The 15555-nt window shown below is 72.8% G+C and carries 19 protein-coding genes and 1 tRNA gene; 7 read left to right on the forward strand and 13 right to left on the reverse strand.

What is annotated here, in order from left to right:
* Nucleotides 1–42: 42 nt before the first annotated feature.
* Together ACIOFR_RS22965 and ACIOFR_RS22970 are read right to left on the reverse strand one after the other, a co-directional pair.
* Nucleotides 43–1374: an amidohydrolase family protein gene (locus ACIOFR_RS22965; protein WP_401000126.1), complete on the reverse strand. Its 1332-nt coding sequence runs from the start codon at nucleotides 1372–1374 to the stop codon at nucleotides 43–45.
* Nucleotides 1375–1593: 219 nt separating this feature from the next.
* A complete protein-coding gene (locus ACIOFR_RS22970; RefSeq protein ID WP_401000128.1) occupies nucleotides 1594–1746 on the reverse strand; it encodes a hypothetical protein in 153 nt (50 codons plus the stop codon).
* A 62-nt stretch (nucleotides 1747–1808) separates the two neighbouring features.
* Between ACIOFR_RS22970 and ACIOFR_RS22975 the strand changes: the two genes are divergently transcribed.
* On the forward strand, nucleotides 1809–2384 hold the full coding sequence (locus ACIOFR_RS22975; RefSeq protein WP_401000130.1) for a hypothetical protein: 576 nt from the start codon (nucleotides 1809–1811) through the stop codon (nucleotides 2382–2384).
* Nucleotides 2385–2820: 436 nt separating this feature from the next.
* Here ACIOFR_RS22975 and ACIOFR_RS22980 read toward each other — a convergent pair whose 3' ends face one another.
* Complete coding sequence (locus ACIOFR_RS22980; RefSeq protein WP_401000132.1) at nucleotides 2821–3264, reverse strand: winged helix-turn-helix transcriptional regulator; 444 nt, start codon at nucleotides 3262–3264, stop codon at nucleotides 2821–2823.
* A gap of 130 nt (nucleotides 3265–3394) precedes the next feature.
* Between ACIOFR_RS22980 and ACIOFR_RS22985 the strand changes: the two genes are divergently transcribed.
* Nucleotides 3395–4267: an aldo/keto reductase family oxidoreductase gene (locus ACIOFR_RS22985; RefSeq protein WP_401000134.1), complete on the forward strand. Its 873-nt coding sequence runs from the start codon at nucleotides 3395–3397 to the stop codon at nucleotides 4265–4267.
* 184 nt (nucleotides 4268–4451) lie between these two features.
* On the opposite strand, the gene ACIOFR_RS22990 is transcribed toward ACIOFR_RS22985, so the two are convergent.
* Nucleotides 4452–4524: transfer RNA gene (locus ACIOFR_RS22990), tRNA-Gln, on the reverse strand.
* A 100-nt stretch (nucleotides 4525–4624) separates the two neighbouring features.
* Between ACIOFR_RS22990 and ACIOFR_RS22995 the strand changes: the two genes are divergently transcribed.
* A complete protein-coding gene (locus ACIOFR_RS22995; RefSeq protein ID WP_401000136.1) occupies nucleotides 4625–5191 on the forward strand; it encodes a GNAT family N-acetyltransferase in 567 nt (188 codons plus the stop codon).
* Nucleotides 5192–5296: 105 nt separating this feature from the next.
* On the opposite strand, the gene ACIOFR_RS23000 is transcribed toward ACIOFR_RS22995, so the two are convergent.
* The 6 genes from ACIOFR_RS23000 to sigK form a co-directional block, all read right to left on the reverse strand.
* The gene (locus ACIOFR_RS23000; RefSeq protein WP_401000276.1) at nucleotides 5297–6046 is read right to left on the reverse strand and encodes an ATP-grasp domain-containing protein; all 750 of its coding nucleotides are present in this window, start codon (nucleotides 6044–6046) and stop codon (nucleotides 5297–5299) included.
* 714 nt (nucleotides 6047–6760) lie between these two features.
* Nucleotides 6761–7147 carry a VOC family protein gene (locus tag ACIOFR_RS23005; protein WP_401000138.1) on the reverse strand — a complete coding sequence of 129 codons (387 nt, stop codon included), beginning with the start codon at nucleotides 7145–7147 and terminating at the stop codon, nucleotides 6761–6763.
* 170 nt (nucleotides 7148–7317) lie between these two features.
* A complete protein-coding gene (locus tag ACIOFR_RS23010; protein ID WP_401000140.1) occupies nucleotides 7318–7782 on the reverse strand; it encodes a phage tail protein in 465 nt (154 codons plus the stop codon).
* Nucleotides 7783–8017: 235 nt separating this feature from the next.
* Nucleotides 8018–8242, reverse strand: a complete 225-nt coding sequence (locus tag ACIOFR_RS23015; protein WP_401000142.1) for a hypothetical protein — start codon at nucleotides 8240–8242, stop codon at nucleotides 8018–8020.
* Nucleotides 8243–8525: 283 nt separating this feature from the next.
* The gene (locus tag ACIOFR_RS23020; protein ID WP_401000144.1) at nucleotides 8526–9422 is read right to left on the reverse strand and encodes an anti-sigma factor domain-containing protein; all 897 of its coding nucleotides are present in this window, start codon (nucleotides 9420–9422) and stop codon (nucleotides 8526–8528) included.
* Nucleotides 9409–9996, reverse strand: coding sequence for an ECF RNA polymerase sigma factor SigK (sigK, locus tag ACIOFR_RS23025; RefSeq protein WP_401000278.1), 588 nt, complete (start codon nucleotides 9994–9996; stop codon nucleotides 9409–9411). Before sigK ends, ACIOFR_RS23020 begins: the two co-directional genes overlap by 14 nt.
* Nucleotides 9997–10400: 404 nt before the next feature.
* Between sigK and ACIOFR_RS23030 the strand changes: the two genes are divergently transcribed.
* The 3 genes from ACIOFR_RS23030 to ACIOFR_RS23040 all read left to right on the forward strand — a co-directional run bounded on the left by ACIOFR_RS23030 (nucleotide 10401) and on the right by ACIOFR_RS23040 (nucleotide 12114).
* A complete protein-coding gene (locus tag ACIOFR_RS23030) occupies nucleotides 10401–10790 on the forward strand; it encodes a hypothetical protein (RefSeq protein WP_401000146.1) in 390 nt (129 codons plus the stop codon).
* A 114-nt stretch (nucleotides 10791–10904) separates the two neighbouring features.
* Nucleotides 10905–11429 (forward strand): ATP-binding protein, encoded by a 525-nt coding sequence (locus ACIOFR_RS23035; RefSeq protein ID WP_401000148.1) that lies wholly within the window; start codon nucleotides 10905–10907, stop codon nucleotides 11427–11429.
* Nucleotides 11430–11475: 46 nt separating this feature from the next.
* On the forward strand, nucleotides 11476–12114 hold the full coding sequence (locus tag ACIOFR_RS23040) for a fasciclin domain-containing protein (RefSeq protein ID WP_401000150.1): 639 nt from the start codon (nucleotides 11476–11478) through the stop codon (nucleotides 12112–12114).
* A gap of 166 nt (nucleotides 12115–12280) precedes the next feature.
* Here ACIOFR_RS23040 and ACIOFR_RS23045 read toward each other — a convergent pair whose 3' ends face one another.
* A complete protein-coding gene (locus ACIOFR_RS23045) occupies nucleotides 12281–12841 on the reverse strand; it encodes a TetR/AcrR family transcriptional regulator (protein WP_401000152.1) in 561 nt (186 codons plus the stop codon).
* A 37-nt stretch (nucleotides 12842–12878) separates the two neighbouring features.
* Between ACIOFR_RS23045 and ACIOFR_RS23050 the strand changes: the two genes are divergently transcribed.
* Nucleotides 12879–13940, forward strand: coding sequence for an epoxide hydrolase family protein (locus tag ACIOFR_RS23050; RefSeq protein WP_401000154.1), 1062 nt, complete (start codon nucleotides 12879–12881; stop codon nucleotides 13938–13940).
* Between the two features lie 66 nt (nucleotides 13941–14006).
* Here the strand turns inward: ACIOFR_RS23050 and ACIOFR_RS23055 are convergent, their stop codons facing one another.
* Both ACIOFR_RS23055 and ACIOFR_RS23060 read right to left on the reverse strand, forming a co-directional pair.
* Nucleotides 14007–14984: a leucine-rich repeat domain-containing protein gene (locus tag ACIOFR_RS23055; protein WP_401000156.1), complete on the reverse strand. Its 978-nt coding sequence runs from the start codon at nucleotides 14982–14984 to the stop codon at nucleotides 14007–14009.
* A 94-nt stretch (nucleotides 14985–15078) separates the two neighbouring features.
* Entirely contained in the window at nucleotides 15079–15426 is a 348-nt protein-coding gene (locus ACIOFR_RS23060; protein WP_401000158.1) for a hypothetical protein, read from the reverse strand.
* Between the last annotated feature and the right edge of the window lie 129 nt (nucleotides 15427–15555).

Consider the following 15555-nt stretch of genomic DNA (forward strand, 5'->3'; position numbering starts at 1 on the left):
ACCAGGAACGGGTCGGCGGCCGGCGCCGGGAGGACCTGGGACTCAGCCGGCCCGGGCCGGGCCGGTTCCGTACCGGCGCCCGCGGACGGCCGCCACGGCCTCGGCGACGCGGGCGTCGAAGGCGGCGAGTTCTGCCGCCTCGGCCGCGGTGACCACGAACGCACGCCGGTCGCACAGGACACCTGCCCGCCAGATCCGTTCGACGGCCCGGATCGCGGTGATGTCGGTCAGCGGGTCGCCGGAGACGAGCAGGAGGTCCGCGCGCCCACCGGGTGCGACGTGCCCGCGGTCGGCGAGCCTGAACACCCGGGCCGGAGCGGCGGTCGCCGCGTGCAGCACCCGGGCGGGTGTCAGGCCGCAGCGGCCGAGCAGTTCCAGCTCCCGGTGCAGACTGGCCCCGAACACGGTTCCCGGGTTCGGGGCGTCGGTGCCGGCCAGGATCGTGACGCCCGCGTCGACCAGTCGGCCGACATTCTCCTCGGCGCGGGAGTAGGGCGGCAGTCTCCGCCCGGGCCGCTGCTCCGATGCACCGGAGGTCAGCCGCCGCACCTGCGCCCCTCCCGGTGTCCCGGCGGGTCGCGGGTCCGCGACCACGGCGGCCCCGCCCGCGACGGCGCCGTCGCCCGCATCGCCCGCATCGCCGAGGACGTTCTCGATGGTCGCCAGCGTCGGACCGACCGCGATCCCGGCCTCGGCGATCCGCTCGGCCAGCGCACGGTCCAGGTCACCGTCCACCGGCACGTGCGCCACGACGTCGACGCCCGCGGACACGACCTCGCGGACCCCGGCCACGGAGTTGACGTGCGCGACGACCACCAGGCCGCGGCCGTGCGCCGCCCTGGTCAACGCGGTCATCGTGTCCAGGTCCAACGACGGCGCCGCCCACGGCCCCGTCGCGCCCGGCGGACCGAAGACCTTCAGGTAGTCCGATCCCTCGGCGACCCGGTCCGCGACGAACTGTTCGGCCTGCTCCGGACGGGTCAGGGTCGGGAACGGCGCGTACATCGTCGAGGGATGCCCGCCCGGCGCCGTGGCGCCGATCCCCGCGGAGCGCACGTCGGCCACGTCCGACCGGGCACCGGCCTGCTGGCGTGCCGCGGCCATCACGTCGGCCGGGCTGAACATGTCCAGCGCCGTGGTCACGCCGAAGGCGAGCCCCTGTGCCAGAGCACCGGGCACCAGGTGGATGTGCGAGTCGATCAGCCCCGGCAGGACGGTGCCGCCCTGCGCGTCGATCACCTCGTCGCCGTTCCGGGCCGTGGGACCGGTGGCGCAGTCGGTGATGACGCCGTCGGCGAACCGCACCGACGTCCACTCCCGCATCCGCGTGCCGTCGAAGACCCGCGCATTGACGATCGCCGTTGCTCCGGACACCGGGCCCTCCCTGGCGGCTGTGCTGGACGGTCGGACACCGGACGCCGGACGCCGGGGCGTCACGCCACGTCAGGGTATCCCGCCCCCTCCTCGGCGGTGCGTCCGTCGTGGGGCCCGAGAGCGCCGTCGGCGATCGGGTTCGGCTGTCCCGGCAGCCCGTCCGGCCCTCGGACGGGCGCACGTCGGACGGCAAGCCGTGCGCGGCCGGCATCTGACGGATCAGCACACCTCGGTGTACGGCAGGGAGGCCACCGGGCGCGCCCACTGCTCGGTGTCGTGGGCCGTGGTGGTCGCGCAGACGCGGGCGGCGACCTGCTGCGACCCGCGGCCCGCGCGTTCCGGGAGGGCGCGCCACGGTCCGGCACGCTCCACTGCGACGCCCGCCGGCACGGTCGGGCGGTGGCGTGTCGGACGGCCCGGCTACGCTCCCGGGCATGGGCTACACCACGACCTTCATCGGCCGGATCGCCGTCGAGCCGCCGCTCAACGGGCAGGAGATCGCCTACCTGCGGAAGTTCGCCGACACCCGGCGCATGGACCGCACCAACGGCCCCTACTACGTCGACGGCACCGGCCCCGCGGGGCAGGGCCATGACGCGGACATCCGCGGGTTCAACACGCCCCCGGCGGGCCAACCCGGCCTGTGGTGCCAGTGGGAGCCCACGGACGACGGCGCCGCCATCGGGTGGAACCGGCACGAGAAGTTCTACAACGCCACCGAGTGGATGGCCTACCTGGTCGACCACTTCCTGAGGCCCGGCGCGCATGCCCAGGACGGTCCCGGCTTCGAGAGCTTCACCTTCGACCACGTGCTCAACGGTGTGATCGAGGCGCAGGGCGAGGAGTCCTGGGACACCTGGCAGCTGACGGTGCGCGACAACGAGGTGTCCGCCTCCGGCCCCGTGGAGCCCGAGACGGTCTGGCTCTGTGAGGGCTGCCTCACGCCGGTGGCCGACGAGGACACCGTCTGCTGCCCGGGGTCGGAGCCGATCCCGGCCTACGTCGAGTAGGTCGCTCGCGCAGATAGGCGGGTGCGGCACCCGGGTAGTGAGGCGAGCACAGGTCTCCGTGATCATGGAGTTGCGACGCTCGGTCCGCCTCGTCCTGGCGGATCCGGTTGCTCGGGGCCTCGTGGTGCACCCCGAGGTCGCGGGCCATCTGCCGGATCACCGGCCTCGGGCCGGCGGCGCGGTACGCGGCAACGGCTCGCTGCCGCAACTCGGGTGGATACTTCGTCGGTGCAGCCATCGCAGAGGCTCCCTTCTCATGGCCCATCAGGCCATCGCCGGCAACCATCCGCACCCCGGGGGAACCTCGGTTCGCAGCCTGATCCGCCGGGCTGGACCACCACCGCTGGGACGAGCGCCCGAAGCGACGTCCTTGAGCCCCCATCTGCCTGGCCTCCTACGCGCAGACTGATCCCGCTGGTCGGCAACCTGTTGTGGTTCAGGCGACGCGGGTCTCGTAGGCCTGGCGGTTGGCGAGCACGTCGTCCATGTGCTCCTCGGCCCAGGCCTTGAGGCCCCGCATCATCTCGTACAGCGACAGGCCGAGATCGGTCAGCTCGTAGGAGACCGTGACCGGCACGGTCGGCACCACGGTGCGGGACACCAGGCCATCGCGCTCCAGGGAGCGCAGCGTCTGGGTGAGCATCTTCTGGCTGACGCCGGCCAGTAGGCGCTGCAACTCCGAGTAGCGCATCACCCGGGGCTCGCCGGCGCAGTCGGCGCCGGGCTCATGCGCGCTGTCGCTGCCGAGCGCGGCCAGGATCAGCGTGACCCACTTGTCGGAGATCCGGTCGAGCAGCTTGCGGCTGGGACAGGCCGCCACGAAGGCGTCGTACTCCACCTTGGCCTGTGCCCTTTGCTGGGCCGCCGTCATCGTCGCCATGGACCGTTCCTCTCACCTGCGGGTGCCCTACGAACTCGGAAGTGCCTACTTCCCGATAAGAAGCTACACACCAATAGTGGTGCAAGGAGCCGTCAGGCACCATCCCCTGGCTCTACACGAAAGGCACACCATGAGCACCCCCTTCGCCCTGCTGCCCGGCGGCACCTGGAACCTGGGCGACCTGACCGTCTCCCGGTTCGGCTACGGCGCCATGCAGCTCGCCGGCCCCTGGGTCATGGGCCCGCCCGCCGACCGCGACGGCGCACTCGCCGTCCTGAGCGAGGCCGTTGGCCTTGGCATCACCCACATCGACACCGCCGACGTCTACGGGCCTCACATCACCAACCAGTTGATCCGCGAAGCCCTCCACCCGTACTCCGAGGCGCTCCACATCGTGACCAAGGTCGGCGCGACCCGCGACCAGGAGGGCGGCTGGCCCCCGGCGCGCAGGCCCGAAGAGCTGCGCAGGGCAGTCACCGAGAACCTGGAGAACCTCGGCCTCGACACGCTGGATGTGGTCAACCTCCGGCTCGGCGACGCCCAGGGCCCCGTGACCGGTTCGCTCGCCGAAGCGTTCGAAACACTCGTCGAACTCCAGCAGCAGGGACTGATCCGGCACCTCGGCGTGAGCAACGCGACGACGGCACAGGTCGCCGAGGCACGCTCGATCGCGCCGATCGTGTGCGTCCAGAACATGTACAACCTCGCCCACCGCCAGGACGACGAGCTGATCGACGAACTCGCCGAACAGGACATCGCCTATGTGCCCTTCTTCCCCCTCGGCGGCTTCAGCCCGCTGCAATCCTCCGCGCTCACGGCCGTGGCCACCCGGCTGGACGCGACGCCGATGTCGGTCGCCCTGACCTGGCTGTTGCAGCGGTCGCCGAACATCCTGCTGATCCCCGGCACCTCGTCGGTGGCACACCTGCGGGAGAACATCGCAGGCGCGGGACTCCAGCTCTCCGACGACGATCTCGCCGAGCTGGACAAGATCGGCCGCTGACCCCACGGCAGGCAGCAGCGCCGCGAATTGGTCCCACAACGGGTGCCTGTCGGCTGGCTCCTCCAGCGAACTGCTCCTCCGCTGCGCCGGGAGTGCGCGGATCGGACGCGCCCGGGGTGTGACCCCGACGGCGGCTCGAACCGAGCCGCCGCCTGACCGTTCGGCCGACTCTCGGCGTGCTGCGCTGCCGAACGAGGATTCGAACCCCGATTCTCCTGATCCAGAGTCAGGCGAGCTGCCAGTTACACCATCCGGCACTGCGGGCGGGCGGCAAGCGTGAGGGCCGCCCGGACGGGGACGTGTCCCCGGGGCGGCCCGGCCTCGAAGGCGATCGGTGCGGGGCCTAAGCTCGGGCCGGTGGAGAAGATCACGACACATCTGACGGCCGCCGCCATCCCGACCGCACCCGTCCTCGTCCTGCGACCCTGGATGCAGGCGGACGCGATCCACCTCGTCGAGCTGTACCGGGACGCCGCCATGCGTCGCTGGAACAGCGTGCGCATCCACGACCGGGCCGGTGCCGAACGCTGGATCCAGGAGCAGCGTCAGGGATGGGAGACGGGCGAGCGCCGTGCGTTCGCCGTCCTGGAACCCGGCGACGGGTCGGCGGACGAACAGGTCGTGGGGCACGTGGTCGTCAAGGGCGCCCTTCCCGGGGCGACTTCGGCAGAGGTCGGCTACTGGACCGCGGCGCGCGCCCGCGGGCGGGGAGTCGCCCCCCGCGCGCTGGAAGCGGTGTCCGGCTGGGCCTTCGACACCTTCACCGACACCGGACTCCGCCGCCTCGAACTCGTCCACCAGGTCGACAACCGCGCGTCCTGCCGCGTCGCCGACAAGACCCGGTACGCGTTCGCTTCGACGATCCCCGCCGCACCCCCGGAATACCCCCTCGACGCCCACCTCCACGTTCGGACCCACCGCTGACCTGCAGTCGCAGTACACACCCGGCAAGCGCAGGCCCCGACCGGAGGGGGTTGAGCAGCTGAACGGGCCCTGCGCCCTCCCGGCCGGGGGTCCGGGCCCCGGCCGTCAGCTCCGCACGAAGGCCAGGTCGCCCGGTCGGAGCCGCTCGCGTGGTCCCGCCGCCCGCAGCACCACGTCCAGGACCCGGGCCGGGTCGGCGGCGTACGCGTGCGAGAACCACGCCATGTTGGCCTCCACCACGGCCCAGCGGTGCTCCGGGCGGTACGGGTCGAGCAGTTGTCCGACGTCCACGACGACGGCGCTCGGCAGGGTGTGCCCGGCTGCGGCGATCAGCCGGTCGACGAACTCGGTGATCTCCGCGCCGGTGGCGCGGTCCGCGCCGTCCGTCCCGTCCAAGGGCAGTGGGCGCGGGTCGAGCCGGCCGAACACCGCGTACCGGCTCGCCGCCGCGATGCGCCCGTCCAGGAGGAACAGCCGGTACTCGGCCGCGAAGGTCACCACCTCGGAGAGCAGCACCGGTGTGGTCGGATCCAAGCCGGCAGGCAGCCGGGAGCCGTCGGAGTAGACGCCTGCCGGAAAGGACTTGTCGCGTGGCGGCTTGACGAACGTCGGCCGGTCGAGCGCCCGCGCGTCCGCGACGGTCGCGATCCGGACCCGTCGGCCGGTGAACTCCTGCGGCAGCTCGGCAAGCCAGTCGTCCACCGGCTCGAGCAACGCGAACCGGAACCGGCCCGCCAACCGGGCACCCGCGAGCGGCCCGCCGTACCAGTGCGCGGGGCCCGTCACCTGGCCGGGTTCCTCCGCGGCCCGAACCGCCATCCCGCGGCCCGCCGCCTCGGCGGCCAACAGTTCCATCGTCGACGTCCGCCGCCCGGGCATGACCAGCACCGCGTTCCTCCTCGATCGGCAGAGCGGCCAGGCTAGTCGTGTCGTGTCGCAACCGCAGCCGGGTTGTCGCCCGACGCCTGCGGCGCGGCATCGGGCCGGCCGTGGCCAGGACCGACACGGACGGGACGCCGGTGGGCGGCCCCCGGCCCGGCGGCGTGTGCGCTTGCAGCCCCGGGGAGCGGGTGGGGCAAGTCGGATGCGTGGACATGGAGCGAGGCCTGTGCGCTGGACGGGACCCGCGTCGGCGACAACCGCTCGATGATGCCCTCCGTGGGCGCCACCGCCCCACGGGCGAGCAGCAGTTGGACCAGCACCATGCGGGCGAGGCGACCACCGGTGTCGACCGCGCGGCCGTCGATCTCGGCCCGGAACGAGCCGAGTACGTTCCACTGAACCATGACGGGAACATCATGGGAGGCCGAGATCACCGGCCGGTGACCGGAGGACGCGGCGTCCCTGTGCCCGCGCGAAACCACCCCGGAGCGGCGCCGGGGGCGGCCCGGGGGTGTACGCCCCGGGCCGCCCCCATTCACTGCACGGACACCGGCCTGGCACCCGGGGGTGAGCGGCCGGAGTGGGGCACCAGAGGGGGTTCTGGCCCTCAGGGCCCCGTCCGGCGACCAGGACGTCGGAAGCCTCGGCGGCGCGCTCCACCGGCGCCCGCCGAGGCGACCGGGGCCGTCAGGAAGCCGCAGCGGCGGCGCGCTCGGCGGCGCTGCGTTCGACGCAGAACTCGTTGCCCTCGATGTCGGCCATGGTGACCCAGCCGCTGCCGTCGGGGCGGCGGCGGTCGGCGACCTGGGTGGCGCCGAGGGCGAGCAGCCGCTCCACCTCCTCGTCGCGGGTGCGGTCGGTGGGCTGGAGGTCGAAGTGGAGGCGGTTCTTGCCCGCCTTCTCCTCGGGGACGGCGACGAAGAGCAGGTCCATCCGCTCGCCGACGATCAGGGCCTCGGGGTCACCGGGCTTGTCGTCGTCGGCGAGCTTGCTGTCGAGGACCGCGGCCCAGAAGGAACCGAGCCGGTAGGTGTCGGCGCAGTCGATGGTCACATGATGTACGAGAGAAGCCATGGCGCACACTATGACGCCCGGTCAGGAGATCGTCCACGGAATTCTCGAACCGGCGGCAGGCCGTCGACGACGGTGCGAACCACTGACCGGGCGCGGCCGGGCCGGATCCCACCGGTTCCCGACCGATCCGGCCCGGGCCGCTCCGTCGCCACACGCATCGCTCCGCGGGTTCAGTACTCGTTCTTGACGACGAAGAAGGACCCGCGAATCGTCCCGGCGAGCTTCGACTTCTGCCGTGCGAACTTGAACCGGGAGGCGAGCTCCTCCGGGACCTCCATTCCTTCGGAGAGCTTGAACCCGACCGCCCGCTTCTTGGGGCCGTCGAGGGTGTACATCACGTTGACCGACAGTCCGCTCTCGTAGAAGACGTAGGCCATGCGGATGTTCTCGACCTGGAAGGCCGTGGCCTCAAGAGGCCGGGACGCGATGACGATGTCCCGTTCCTCCTTGAGGATCCGGTGCACCCAGTCGACGGCCGCCTTCGCTTCGCCGGCGGGTTCCACCGTGAAGGCGTGGTCGTATTTGTTCCTGAAGTAACGGGCCTCGTTGGCCCGCAGGCCGGCGAGCGCGTCCGCGACGGGCGACGATTCCAGGCCCACGGTCGATACGGTGTCGAAATCCACGGTGTAGGTCATGGCAGATTCCTCGTTCGGAGGGGGTCGGCACGCGCCCCGGAACTCGACGAAGGGTGTGCCGTGCGGTGATCCTATGCGGCGTGACGGCGCCGGGGGACGACCACCGGCGGGAATCCTGCACGTGCCTCGGACCTGTCGGGTCGGTCGGCTCGGCGTCCGCTTCCGCCGGCCCGCCGACCGGCCGGCCCGCCGACCAGCCGGGCCACCGGTCAGCCGGCCCACCGATCAGCCGGCGTCAGTCGCACCCCGGTCGCCGGCCGGTGAGCTCTTCGAGCCGTTCGGCCAGGGCGTCGACCAGCGCTGCGGGCGCCCTGCCCAGACTCACCATCGGCACGTTGTCGGGACCGGCGGGGAACGGGTAGGGCTCCACGGTCGGCAGCTCGACGCCCATGTGTTTGAGGACCGCGCGCAGCCGGCGCGCGGCGGCGAGGGACTCTGCCTGGTGCTGGTCGGCGGCCATCACGCCGCCACCGGATCGAGGCCCGGACGGGGGCCGATCAGGTGGTCGACCCCCCGTGGGTCGACGGCGCGTCCACGGCGACCGGGCCGGGAGTCGCGCCCCGGGGCGAGCCGGAGCGAGGCAGTGCCCGGCCCTTCGGCCCGCGCGGTCATGCGTGGAGGTCGTTGTGGCGTCAAGGGCGTTCCTCACTGTGTGGGGGATCGAACGAAGCCGGCGCGAACCGGGAGGCCGGGGGCCAAGGGGGCCGGGGCCGAGGGGGCCGGGGGCCGGGCTTCATCGTTGCTCACAACTCGGGTTCGGAACGCTCGGCGGTGCGGATTGGAAGCAATCCTGACCGGATCCGTTCCGTTCCGACCGGCGCCTCGCGCCCGGTGCTGCGGACGGTGGCCGGCTGTCGGCCCGCGGCGTGCTGCGCGGTGAGCGGGAACAGCAGGACGGGCGTGCTGGTCGGCCGGGCCGATCCGGTGGCGGGCTCGACGGTGACGCCGATGCCGCCGGCCCCGTCGATCGGTCCGTCCAGCAGCAGGGCGCCGTCCGAGCCGTGCAGCAGCCCGGCGGGCCGGGCGGTGCCGCTGTCGTCGTACCAGAGCTGGTAGGCGCTGCCGGCGCCCAGCGGGGGGAGGCCGGTGGCGAGGAATCCCGCCTCGTTGCGGCTCTCCGACCAGACGACGGTGCCGTTGCCGCTCCCGCCGGCCGCGGTGGCCGTCCGGGTCCGCGCGTCGGGTGCGGTCAGCAGGGCCGCGAACCGGGCCTGTTCACCGCGTAGTTGCTCGGTCTGTGCCTGGGCGCGGTCCGCCTGGTCGTGCTGGTCGACGGCGATGGCTCCGACCACGGCGGTGAGAGCCAGCGAGGCGGCGAGGCCGACCGCCGCCCAGCGGCGGGTCGTGGTGCCCGGTAGCCGCCGGGTCCGCGGCGGGGCCGGTGCCGCGGCCGCCGGCGGGTCGGCGGCCGGCAACTGCCGGACGGTGTGGATCGCCGCCATGGTCCGCTCCTCCATCGCGGGCGGCGCGGCGGTGGCCTCGGCGGCGGCGAGCCGGGCGAGGGTCGCGGCGAAGTCGGCGACCTCGTCGGCGCAGCTCTCGCAGTGGCGGAGGTGGGTCTCGAACGCCTCCCGCTCCGGCCCCTCCAGGGCGTGGGCCGCGTAGGCGCCGCTGAGCGCGTGCTGGTCAGGGGAGGTCATCCGCCCCCACCCCCAGGCAGTCGCGCAGGCGGACGAGGCCGTCCCGCATCCGGGTCTTGACGGTGCTGAGCGGGGAGCCGAGCTGGTCCGCGACCTCCTGGCAGGTCCTGCCCCCGTAGTAGGCGAGGGTGAGCGACTGCCGCTGGAGGTCGGTGAGGCCGCGCAGGCAGTGCCGTACCCGCTCGCGCTCCAGCCGATTCTCGACCTCCTCGACGACCTCGTCGAAGGCCGTCACGTGGGCCTTGGCCGCCGCGCGCTCGTCGCGTGCGGCGGCGGCCCGGGCGAAGCGCACCCGGTCGACGGCCCGGTGGTGCGCCATGGTCAGCACCCAGGGAATCACCTCGCCGCGTTCGGGGCGGTAGCGGGCGGCGGTTCGCCAGACGTCCAGCATCACCTCCTGTGCCACCTCCTCCGCCTGGGCCTCGTCGCGCAGCACGCGCCTGACGATCCCGAAGACCCGGCCGACCACGGCCCGGTACAGCGTGCGGTACGCGTCGTGGTCACCCACGGCGACCTTGGCGACGAGTTCCTGGAGCTCGTCGCCCTGGGGCTGCGACCCGACGGTGGGCCGGATCGCGTTCACAGCGCCGCGGCGTCCCGGTCCCCGCGGGCCGGCCGCGCGGGCACGGCTCGCGGAGCAGGGTTTGGGGACGGGTGGGTGGCTGCCATGGCTGCGGCCTTTCACGGCTCGGTCCGGGGGCCGGGCAGGACGGCCCGGCCACCCCTGATTCGGAGCCGAGGCCGGGCCGGACGGGTCGAGGGCGCCGATTCGTGGCAGTTTTCTCAGAATGGTGTTCTTTCGTCCGAATATAGAAACTTTGACCGGATTTTTCTGCCGCCCACCCCCGTCCGGACACCCGTCCGGGTGCGAATCGAGGTCATGGAAGGGTTCCGCGGCCCGTACTCCCCCCGCCCGGCCATCACCGGGCACCTGAGGAAGGGTTGCCTGACGTTCGATCAGAAAGGAGGTGTCCGACGATGCATGCCACGCGCACCAAGCGCTCGCTCGCCGTCGCCGCGACCTGCGTCATGCTCGGCGGCGGCGCCGCCGTCGCGACGTCCGCCACGACGGCGGCGGCCGCCGCTCCGGCCGGCGTGTCCTCGGTGTCCCACGACAGGGCGTCCCACGACAAGGAGTGCCGCTGGTACCCGGCGCACTGGGAGCACAAGTACGTCCCCGGGCAATGGCAGAAGGTCTGGCACCACGGCTACTGGCAGAACCAGTGGCACTCCGGCTGGTGGGACTCGCACCACGACCGGCACCACGGGTACTGGCACAAGGTCTGGCACAAGGCGTCCTGGCACACCGTGTGGCAGCCCTCCCACTGGGAGAACCAGTGGCAGCCCGCGGGCTGGTACTGCCGCTGACCGCCCACCGCTCGTCCCGTGACGGGCACCCGACGAGCGGGTGGCGGCCCACCGGCCGCCGCCCGCCCTCGTCCCCACCCGGTCCCCCGGGGCTCCGAGAGAGAGCACCAGACCATGACCACCGTGCACCCCACCCCCGTGCAGACCCCGGCCCCGCCGTGCCGCGGCGCCGATGCGGCCCTCCTGGGATGGACCGAGCCGTTCACCGACCGGCCGCAGTGCGTCACCGAGGTACGCGCCCACGCCCGGTCCTTCCTCGCCCGCGCGCGGCTGTGCGGTGCGGAGCGCGACGACGCCCTGCTCGTCCTCAGCGAACTCGTCACCAACAGCATCCGCCACGCGCACGGACCGGGCACCCTGCGCCTCACCGCCGGCCCGGACGGCATCGGGATCGACGTCAGCGACGGCAGCCGTCTGATGCCGACGCCCCGGCTGACCGACCCCGGACGCGACACCGGCGGCCTGGGCCTGCACCTCGTCGCCGTGCTGTGCGACAGCTTCTCGGTGACGCTCGACGCGGGCAGCGGCAAGACCGTCCACGCCCACCTCCCCCACCCGGACGCCCGCCCTGCCGCCCACCCCGCCGCCCATCCGCGGGGCGATGACGCCCCGCGCGACGGACGCACCCACCACTGGTGACCGGTCCGCCCCGGCCCTGTCCGGCCCGCCCATCGAGGAGCAACCCGTGTTCACCCGCACCGTCCGCCGTCCGCTCGCCGCCCTGCTGGCCGCCACCGCCCTCGCCCTGGGCCTCGCCGCCTGTGGCACCTCCGGCCCGGACGGGGCGGGCCGGACACCGGCCTCCACCACGACTGCGGCCACCGTGGCCGCGGCCACCGCGGAACCCGCCGGCGGCCCGTTCGGCCCCGCCTGCGCCGCCCTGCCCAGCGAGGGCGCCGGCAGCCTCGGCGCCATGGCCGAGGACCCGGTGGCGACCGCCGCCTCCAACAACCCCCAGCTGTCCACCCTGACCTCCGCGATCACCAAGGCGGACCTGGTCGACACGCTCAACTCCGCGAAGGACGTCACGGTCTTCGCCCCCACCGACGACGCCTTCCGCAAGCTCCCGCAGAAGACCCTCGACGCGCTCCTGGCCGACAAGGGCCGGCTCACCGCGCTCCTGACCTACCACGTCCTGCCGACCCGCCTCGACGCCACCGCCCTCGCCGGCACCCACCCGACCTTGCAGGGCGACACCCTCACCGTCAGCGGATCCGGCGACGACTTCACCGTCAACGGGAGCGCCGAGGTCGTCTGCGGAGACGTCCCGACCTCCAACGCCACCGTCCACCTGGTCGACACCGTGCTGATGCCGCCCGCCTGACCTTCCGTTCCGCTCCTTCTGTTCCGCTCCTTCCGTTCGGCTCCTTCCGTTCGGCTTCCGTCCGCGCCGCGCACCGCCCCGCGCGGACGGGACCGACGGGGGACGGGCCGGCCGGCGACCGCGATTCCCGACGACGTCCGGCGCGGGGACGTCCAGCCGTGGGCCGTCACCCGTCGGCGAGGCGTTGGATGGTGGTGCTCAGCCAGGCCTGGAGCTCGGCGGGGTCGCCGAGTTCGGAACGCAGGACCCGGCGCCGGGTCGAGACGCCGAGCACGAAGGCGTCGATCGCCGCGGCCCGACTGCGGGCCTCGGCATCGTCCAGGCCGCTGTCGCGCAGGTAACACCGCAGTGGCTCCAGCGAGTTGGCGTCGAGGAAGGCGGCCAGCGCCTCCGCCGCCTGCGGGCGTTCGCCGGACGCCCGGTGCAGCACGAGCAGCGGATCCTCTCCGACCACGCCGAACCAGCGCCGCACGATGCTCGCCGCGAGGCGCGGGCCCAGCTCGGAACGGTCGCCGTCGAAGGAGCCGGACACCGGGATCTCCACCTGGGTCGCCGCCAGGAAGAGGCCGTCCTTCCCGCCGAAGTAGCGGGTGATGAGGTTGGGCGACACGCCGGCCGCGTCGGCGACGCCCTTGACCGCGACCGCGGCGTACCCGTGCCTGGCGAACTGGCGTCGCGCCTGTTCCAGGATCCGTTGCCTGGTGGCGGCGGCGTTGCGAGAAACCATGTGCATGAGGATACACCTCATGTGTACGCTCATACACATGAGCGAGGGCATCGAAGACATCAGGGAACGGCTCCGACGGACGCGACGCGTCACGACCCCGTGGAGCGACGACGACAGGCGCGGCATCAGCGGCACCCGCCTCGACGAACTTCTCGAACACTGGCAGAACGGCTACGACTGGAGCGTGCACGAGCGCCGCATCGGCGAGCTCCCCTGGACGACCGTGCAGGCGGGCGACACCGACCTGCGGGTGATCCACCAGCGGTCCGCGGATCCCGGCGCTCCGGTGGTCGTCCTGCTGCACGGCTGGCCGGACTCGGTGCTGCGGTTCGAGCGCGTCCTGCCGCTGCTCACGGACGTGCACGTGGTGGTCCCCGCCCTGCCGGGCTTCCCGTTCGCGGCCCCGCCGACCACCTCCGGCATGTCGGCCGGCCGGATCGCCGGGATCGTCGCCGCCGCACTGGCCGAGTTGGGCTACCCGCGGTACACGGTGTCCGGCGGCGACGTGGGCGGCACCGTCGCGGAACTCCTCGCGGCCGAACACCCGGACCGCGTCGCCGCCCTCCACCTCACCAACACCGCTCCGCAGCGTGCGCTCACTGCGGACCCGACGAAGCTCCCACCCGACGCGGCCGCCCACCTCCGCCGGTCGGCGCAGTGGTTCCGTACCGAGGGCGGGTACATCGCCCAGCAGTCGACCCGGCCGAACACGGTCGCGGTCGCCCTCGGTGACTCCCCCGCAGGCCTGGCCGCGTGGATCGTCGAGAAGCTGGAGTCCTGGTCCGACGGCCCCGCCTTCACCCCGGACGAACTCCTCACCTGGGTCACCGCCTACTGGGTCACCGGCACGATCGGCACCTCCTTCACCACCTACGTCGAGCCGGTCACCCTCCCCGACCGGATCGACACACCGACCGTGCTCTCCGTCTTCCCGCGCGACACCAAACCGGAACCCCGAAGCTACGCCGAGGCGTTCCTGAACATCCGCGACTACGTGGAACACCGCGCCGGCGGCCACTTCGCCGCATGGGAACAGCCCGAGGCCTACGCCGACGACGTACGCCGCGCGGTCGGGCTGGGCCGCCGGGAGGAGACCTGACGGTTCGCCGGACTCCGTGCGACGGGGCTCCGGGCCCCACAGGCGGAGGCGCTCGCGGCCCCGGGTCTAGAGGAGGACGACGCAGCCGCGCTGGCGGATGGACTCGATCCAGCCGGGGAGCCGGTCGAGCTTGGTCCAGCGGAGATCGAGCTTCTGCAGCCGCGGAAGGTCGGCGAGGCTGTCGGGCAACTCGCGCAGTCGGCTGGCACGCAGGTCGAGGTGGGTGAGGTGGGCCAGTCGTCCGATCGTCTCGGGCAGTTGGTGGAGCGGGTTGTTGCGCAGATCGAGGTGGCGGAGATCGCGCAGATCACCGATGGACCCGGGTAGCCCGGTCAGCCGGTTGTTCATGGCGTGCAGTTCGCGCAGTCGGGTCAGCCGACCGATCGCGTCGGGCAGGTGGGTGAGTTGATTGTTGTAGAGCCGCAGCTCGCGCAACCGTGCCATGCCGCCGATGGTGTGCGGCAGCGTGCTGAGCCGGTTGTCGGTGAGGTTGAGGTAGTCGAGCCGGTCCAGCCGCCCGAGCGAGGCGGGCACCGAGGTGAACCCGTTGTCGCTCAGATAGAGGTAGTCGGTGAGTCGGGGCAGGTCTCCGATGCTGTCGGGCAGGTGGCGGAGTCGGTTGTGGCCGAGGTCGAGCATGCGCAGTTCGACCAGGTTGCCGATCGCGTCGGGGATCTCGCTGAGCTGGTTCTCCGCGAGGTTGAGCGACTGCAGGCGGGTCAGTCGCCAGAGGGTGTCAGGCACGGAGGTCACCGCGTTGCCGCCGATGCTGAGGTGCTCCAGCGAGGCGATGTCGCCCAGTTCGGACGGGATCGTGGACAGCCGGTTGCCGTACAGCAGGAGGCTTTCCAGCCGGCGCAGCGACGTGATGCCGTCGGGCAGGTGGGTCAACGCGTTGCCGTCGAGGTCGATGCGGCGCAGCGCGGTGAGCTCACCGATCGGGGCCGGCACCGAGGTCAGCCCGGCGAAGGGTGCGATCAGGGCGACTGCCACGCCGTCTGCGAGGCGGAGGGCGTCGTCGGGCAGCCTCGCAGATTGAGTCACGGTACCCGACTCTACGACACCGGGGCCTCGCAGGACGTGGTGCCGTCGGATTCGTGATCGGGTGATCCCGGGGGCTGCGGTCGTACTCGGGACGTCAGTCCCACCACGAGACGACGGCGAGGCCCCGCTGCGAGGCCCCCGCGAAGAACGCGCGGAGCGCCGCGAAGTGGGCCGCCGGATACGTACCGGGCCCGTGGCGGAGGCCTTCGGCGCCGTGGCCGATCAGCGCCCCGGCCGCGTGGTCGTCGGACGGCAGCGCCGCCAGGGCGGCCGGGAAGTCGATGTCGCCGAGGAGATCGGCGACTTGCTCGACCTCCGTCGGACCGCGTGCTGCCGGTGCGGGGCCGAGGAACGCGACGGCGTGGGGGTTGGGCGTTGAGGAAACCGACGTCCAGCACGACGCCGCCGCCGGTGGCCCGCCCGAGCGCGGCGAGGTGTGCATCGCCCGATCCGGCGATCTCGCAGAGGCCCACCAGCATGGCGGGCGCCCGGTCCAGGTCAAGACCGTCCGTCGCCGGCGGCTCCCACTGGTGGTCACCGTCGGACGACGTCGCGGCACGTGCACGGCACG

The sequence above is a fragment of the Kitasatospora sp. NPDC088346 genome (genome assembly GCF_044740765.1).
Lineage (GTDB): Bacteria > Actinomycetota > Actinomycetes > Streptomycetales > Streptomycetaceae > Kitasatospora.

Coding starts and splice junctions, on each gene's coding strand:
- ACIOFR_RS22975 (WP_401000130.1), top strand. CDS start 1,809: ATGGGCTACACCACGACCTTCATCGGCCGGATCGCCGTCGAGCCGCCG.
- ACIOFR_RS22980 (WP_401000132.1), bottom strand. CDS start 3,264: ATGGCGACGATGACGGCGGCCCAGCAAAGGGCACAGGCCAAGGTGGAG.
- ACIOFR_RS22985 (WP_401000134.1), top strand. CDS start 3,395: ATGAGCACCCCCTTCGCCCTGCTGCCCGGCGGCACCTGGAACCTGGGC.
- ACIOFR_RS23000 (WP_401000276.1), bottom strand. CDS start 6,046: ATGGAACTGTTGGCCGCCGAGGCGGCGGGCCGCGGGATGGCGGTTCGG.
- ACIOFR_RS23005 (WP_401000138.1), bottom strand. CDS start 7,147: ATGGCTTCTCTCGTACATCATGTGACCATCGACTGCGCCGACACCTAC.
- ACIOFR_RS23010 (WP_401000140.1), bottom strand. CDS start 7,782: ATGACCTACACCGTGGATTTCGACACCGTATCGACCGTGGGCCTGGAA.
- ACIOFR_RS23015 (WP_401000142.1), bottom strand. CDS start 8,242: ATGGCCGCCGACCAGCACCAGGCAGAGTCCCTCGCCGCCGCGCGCCGG.
- ACIOFR_RS23020 (WP_401000144.1), bottom strand. CDS start 9,422: ATGACCTCCCCTGACCAGCACGCGCTCAGCGGCGCCTACGCGGCCCAC.
- ACIOFR_RS23030 (WP_401000146.1), top strand. CDS start 10,401: ATGCATGCCACGCGCACCAAGCGCTCGCTCGCCGTCGCCGCGACCTGC.
- ACIOFR_RS23035 (WP_401000148.1), top strand. CDS start 10,905: ATGACCACCGTGCACCCCACCCCCGTGCAGACCCCGGCCCCGCCGTGC.
- ACIOFR_RS23045 (WP_401000152.1), bottom strand. CDS start 12,841: ATGGTTTCTCGCAACGCCGCCGCCACCAGGCAACGGATCCTGGAACAG.
- ACIOFR_RS23050 (WP_401000154.1), top strand. CDS start 12,879: ATGAGCGAGGGCATCGAAGACATCAGGGAACGGCTCCGACGGACGCGA.
- ACIOFR_RS23060 (WP_401000158.1), bottom strand. CDS start 15,426: ATGCACACCTCGCCGCGCTCGGGCGGGCCACCGGCGGCGGCGTCGTGC.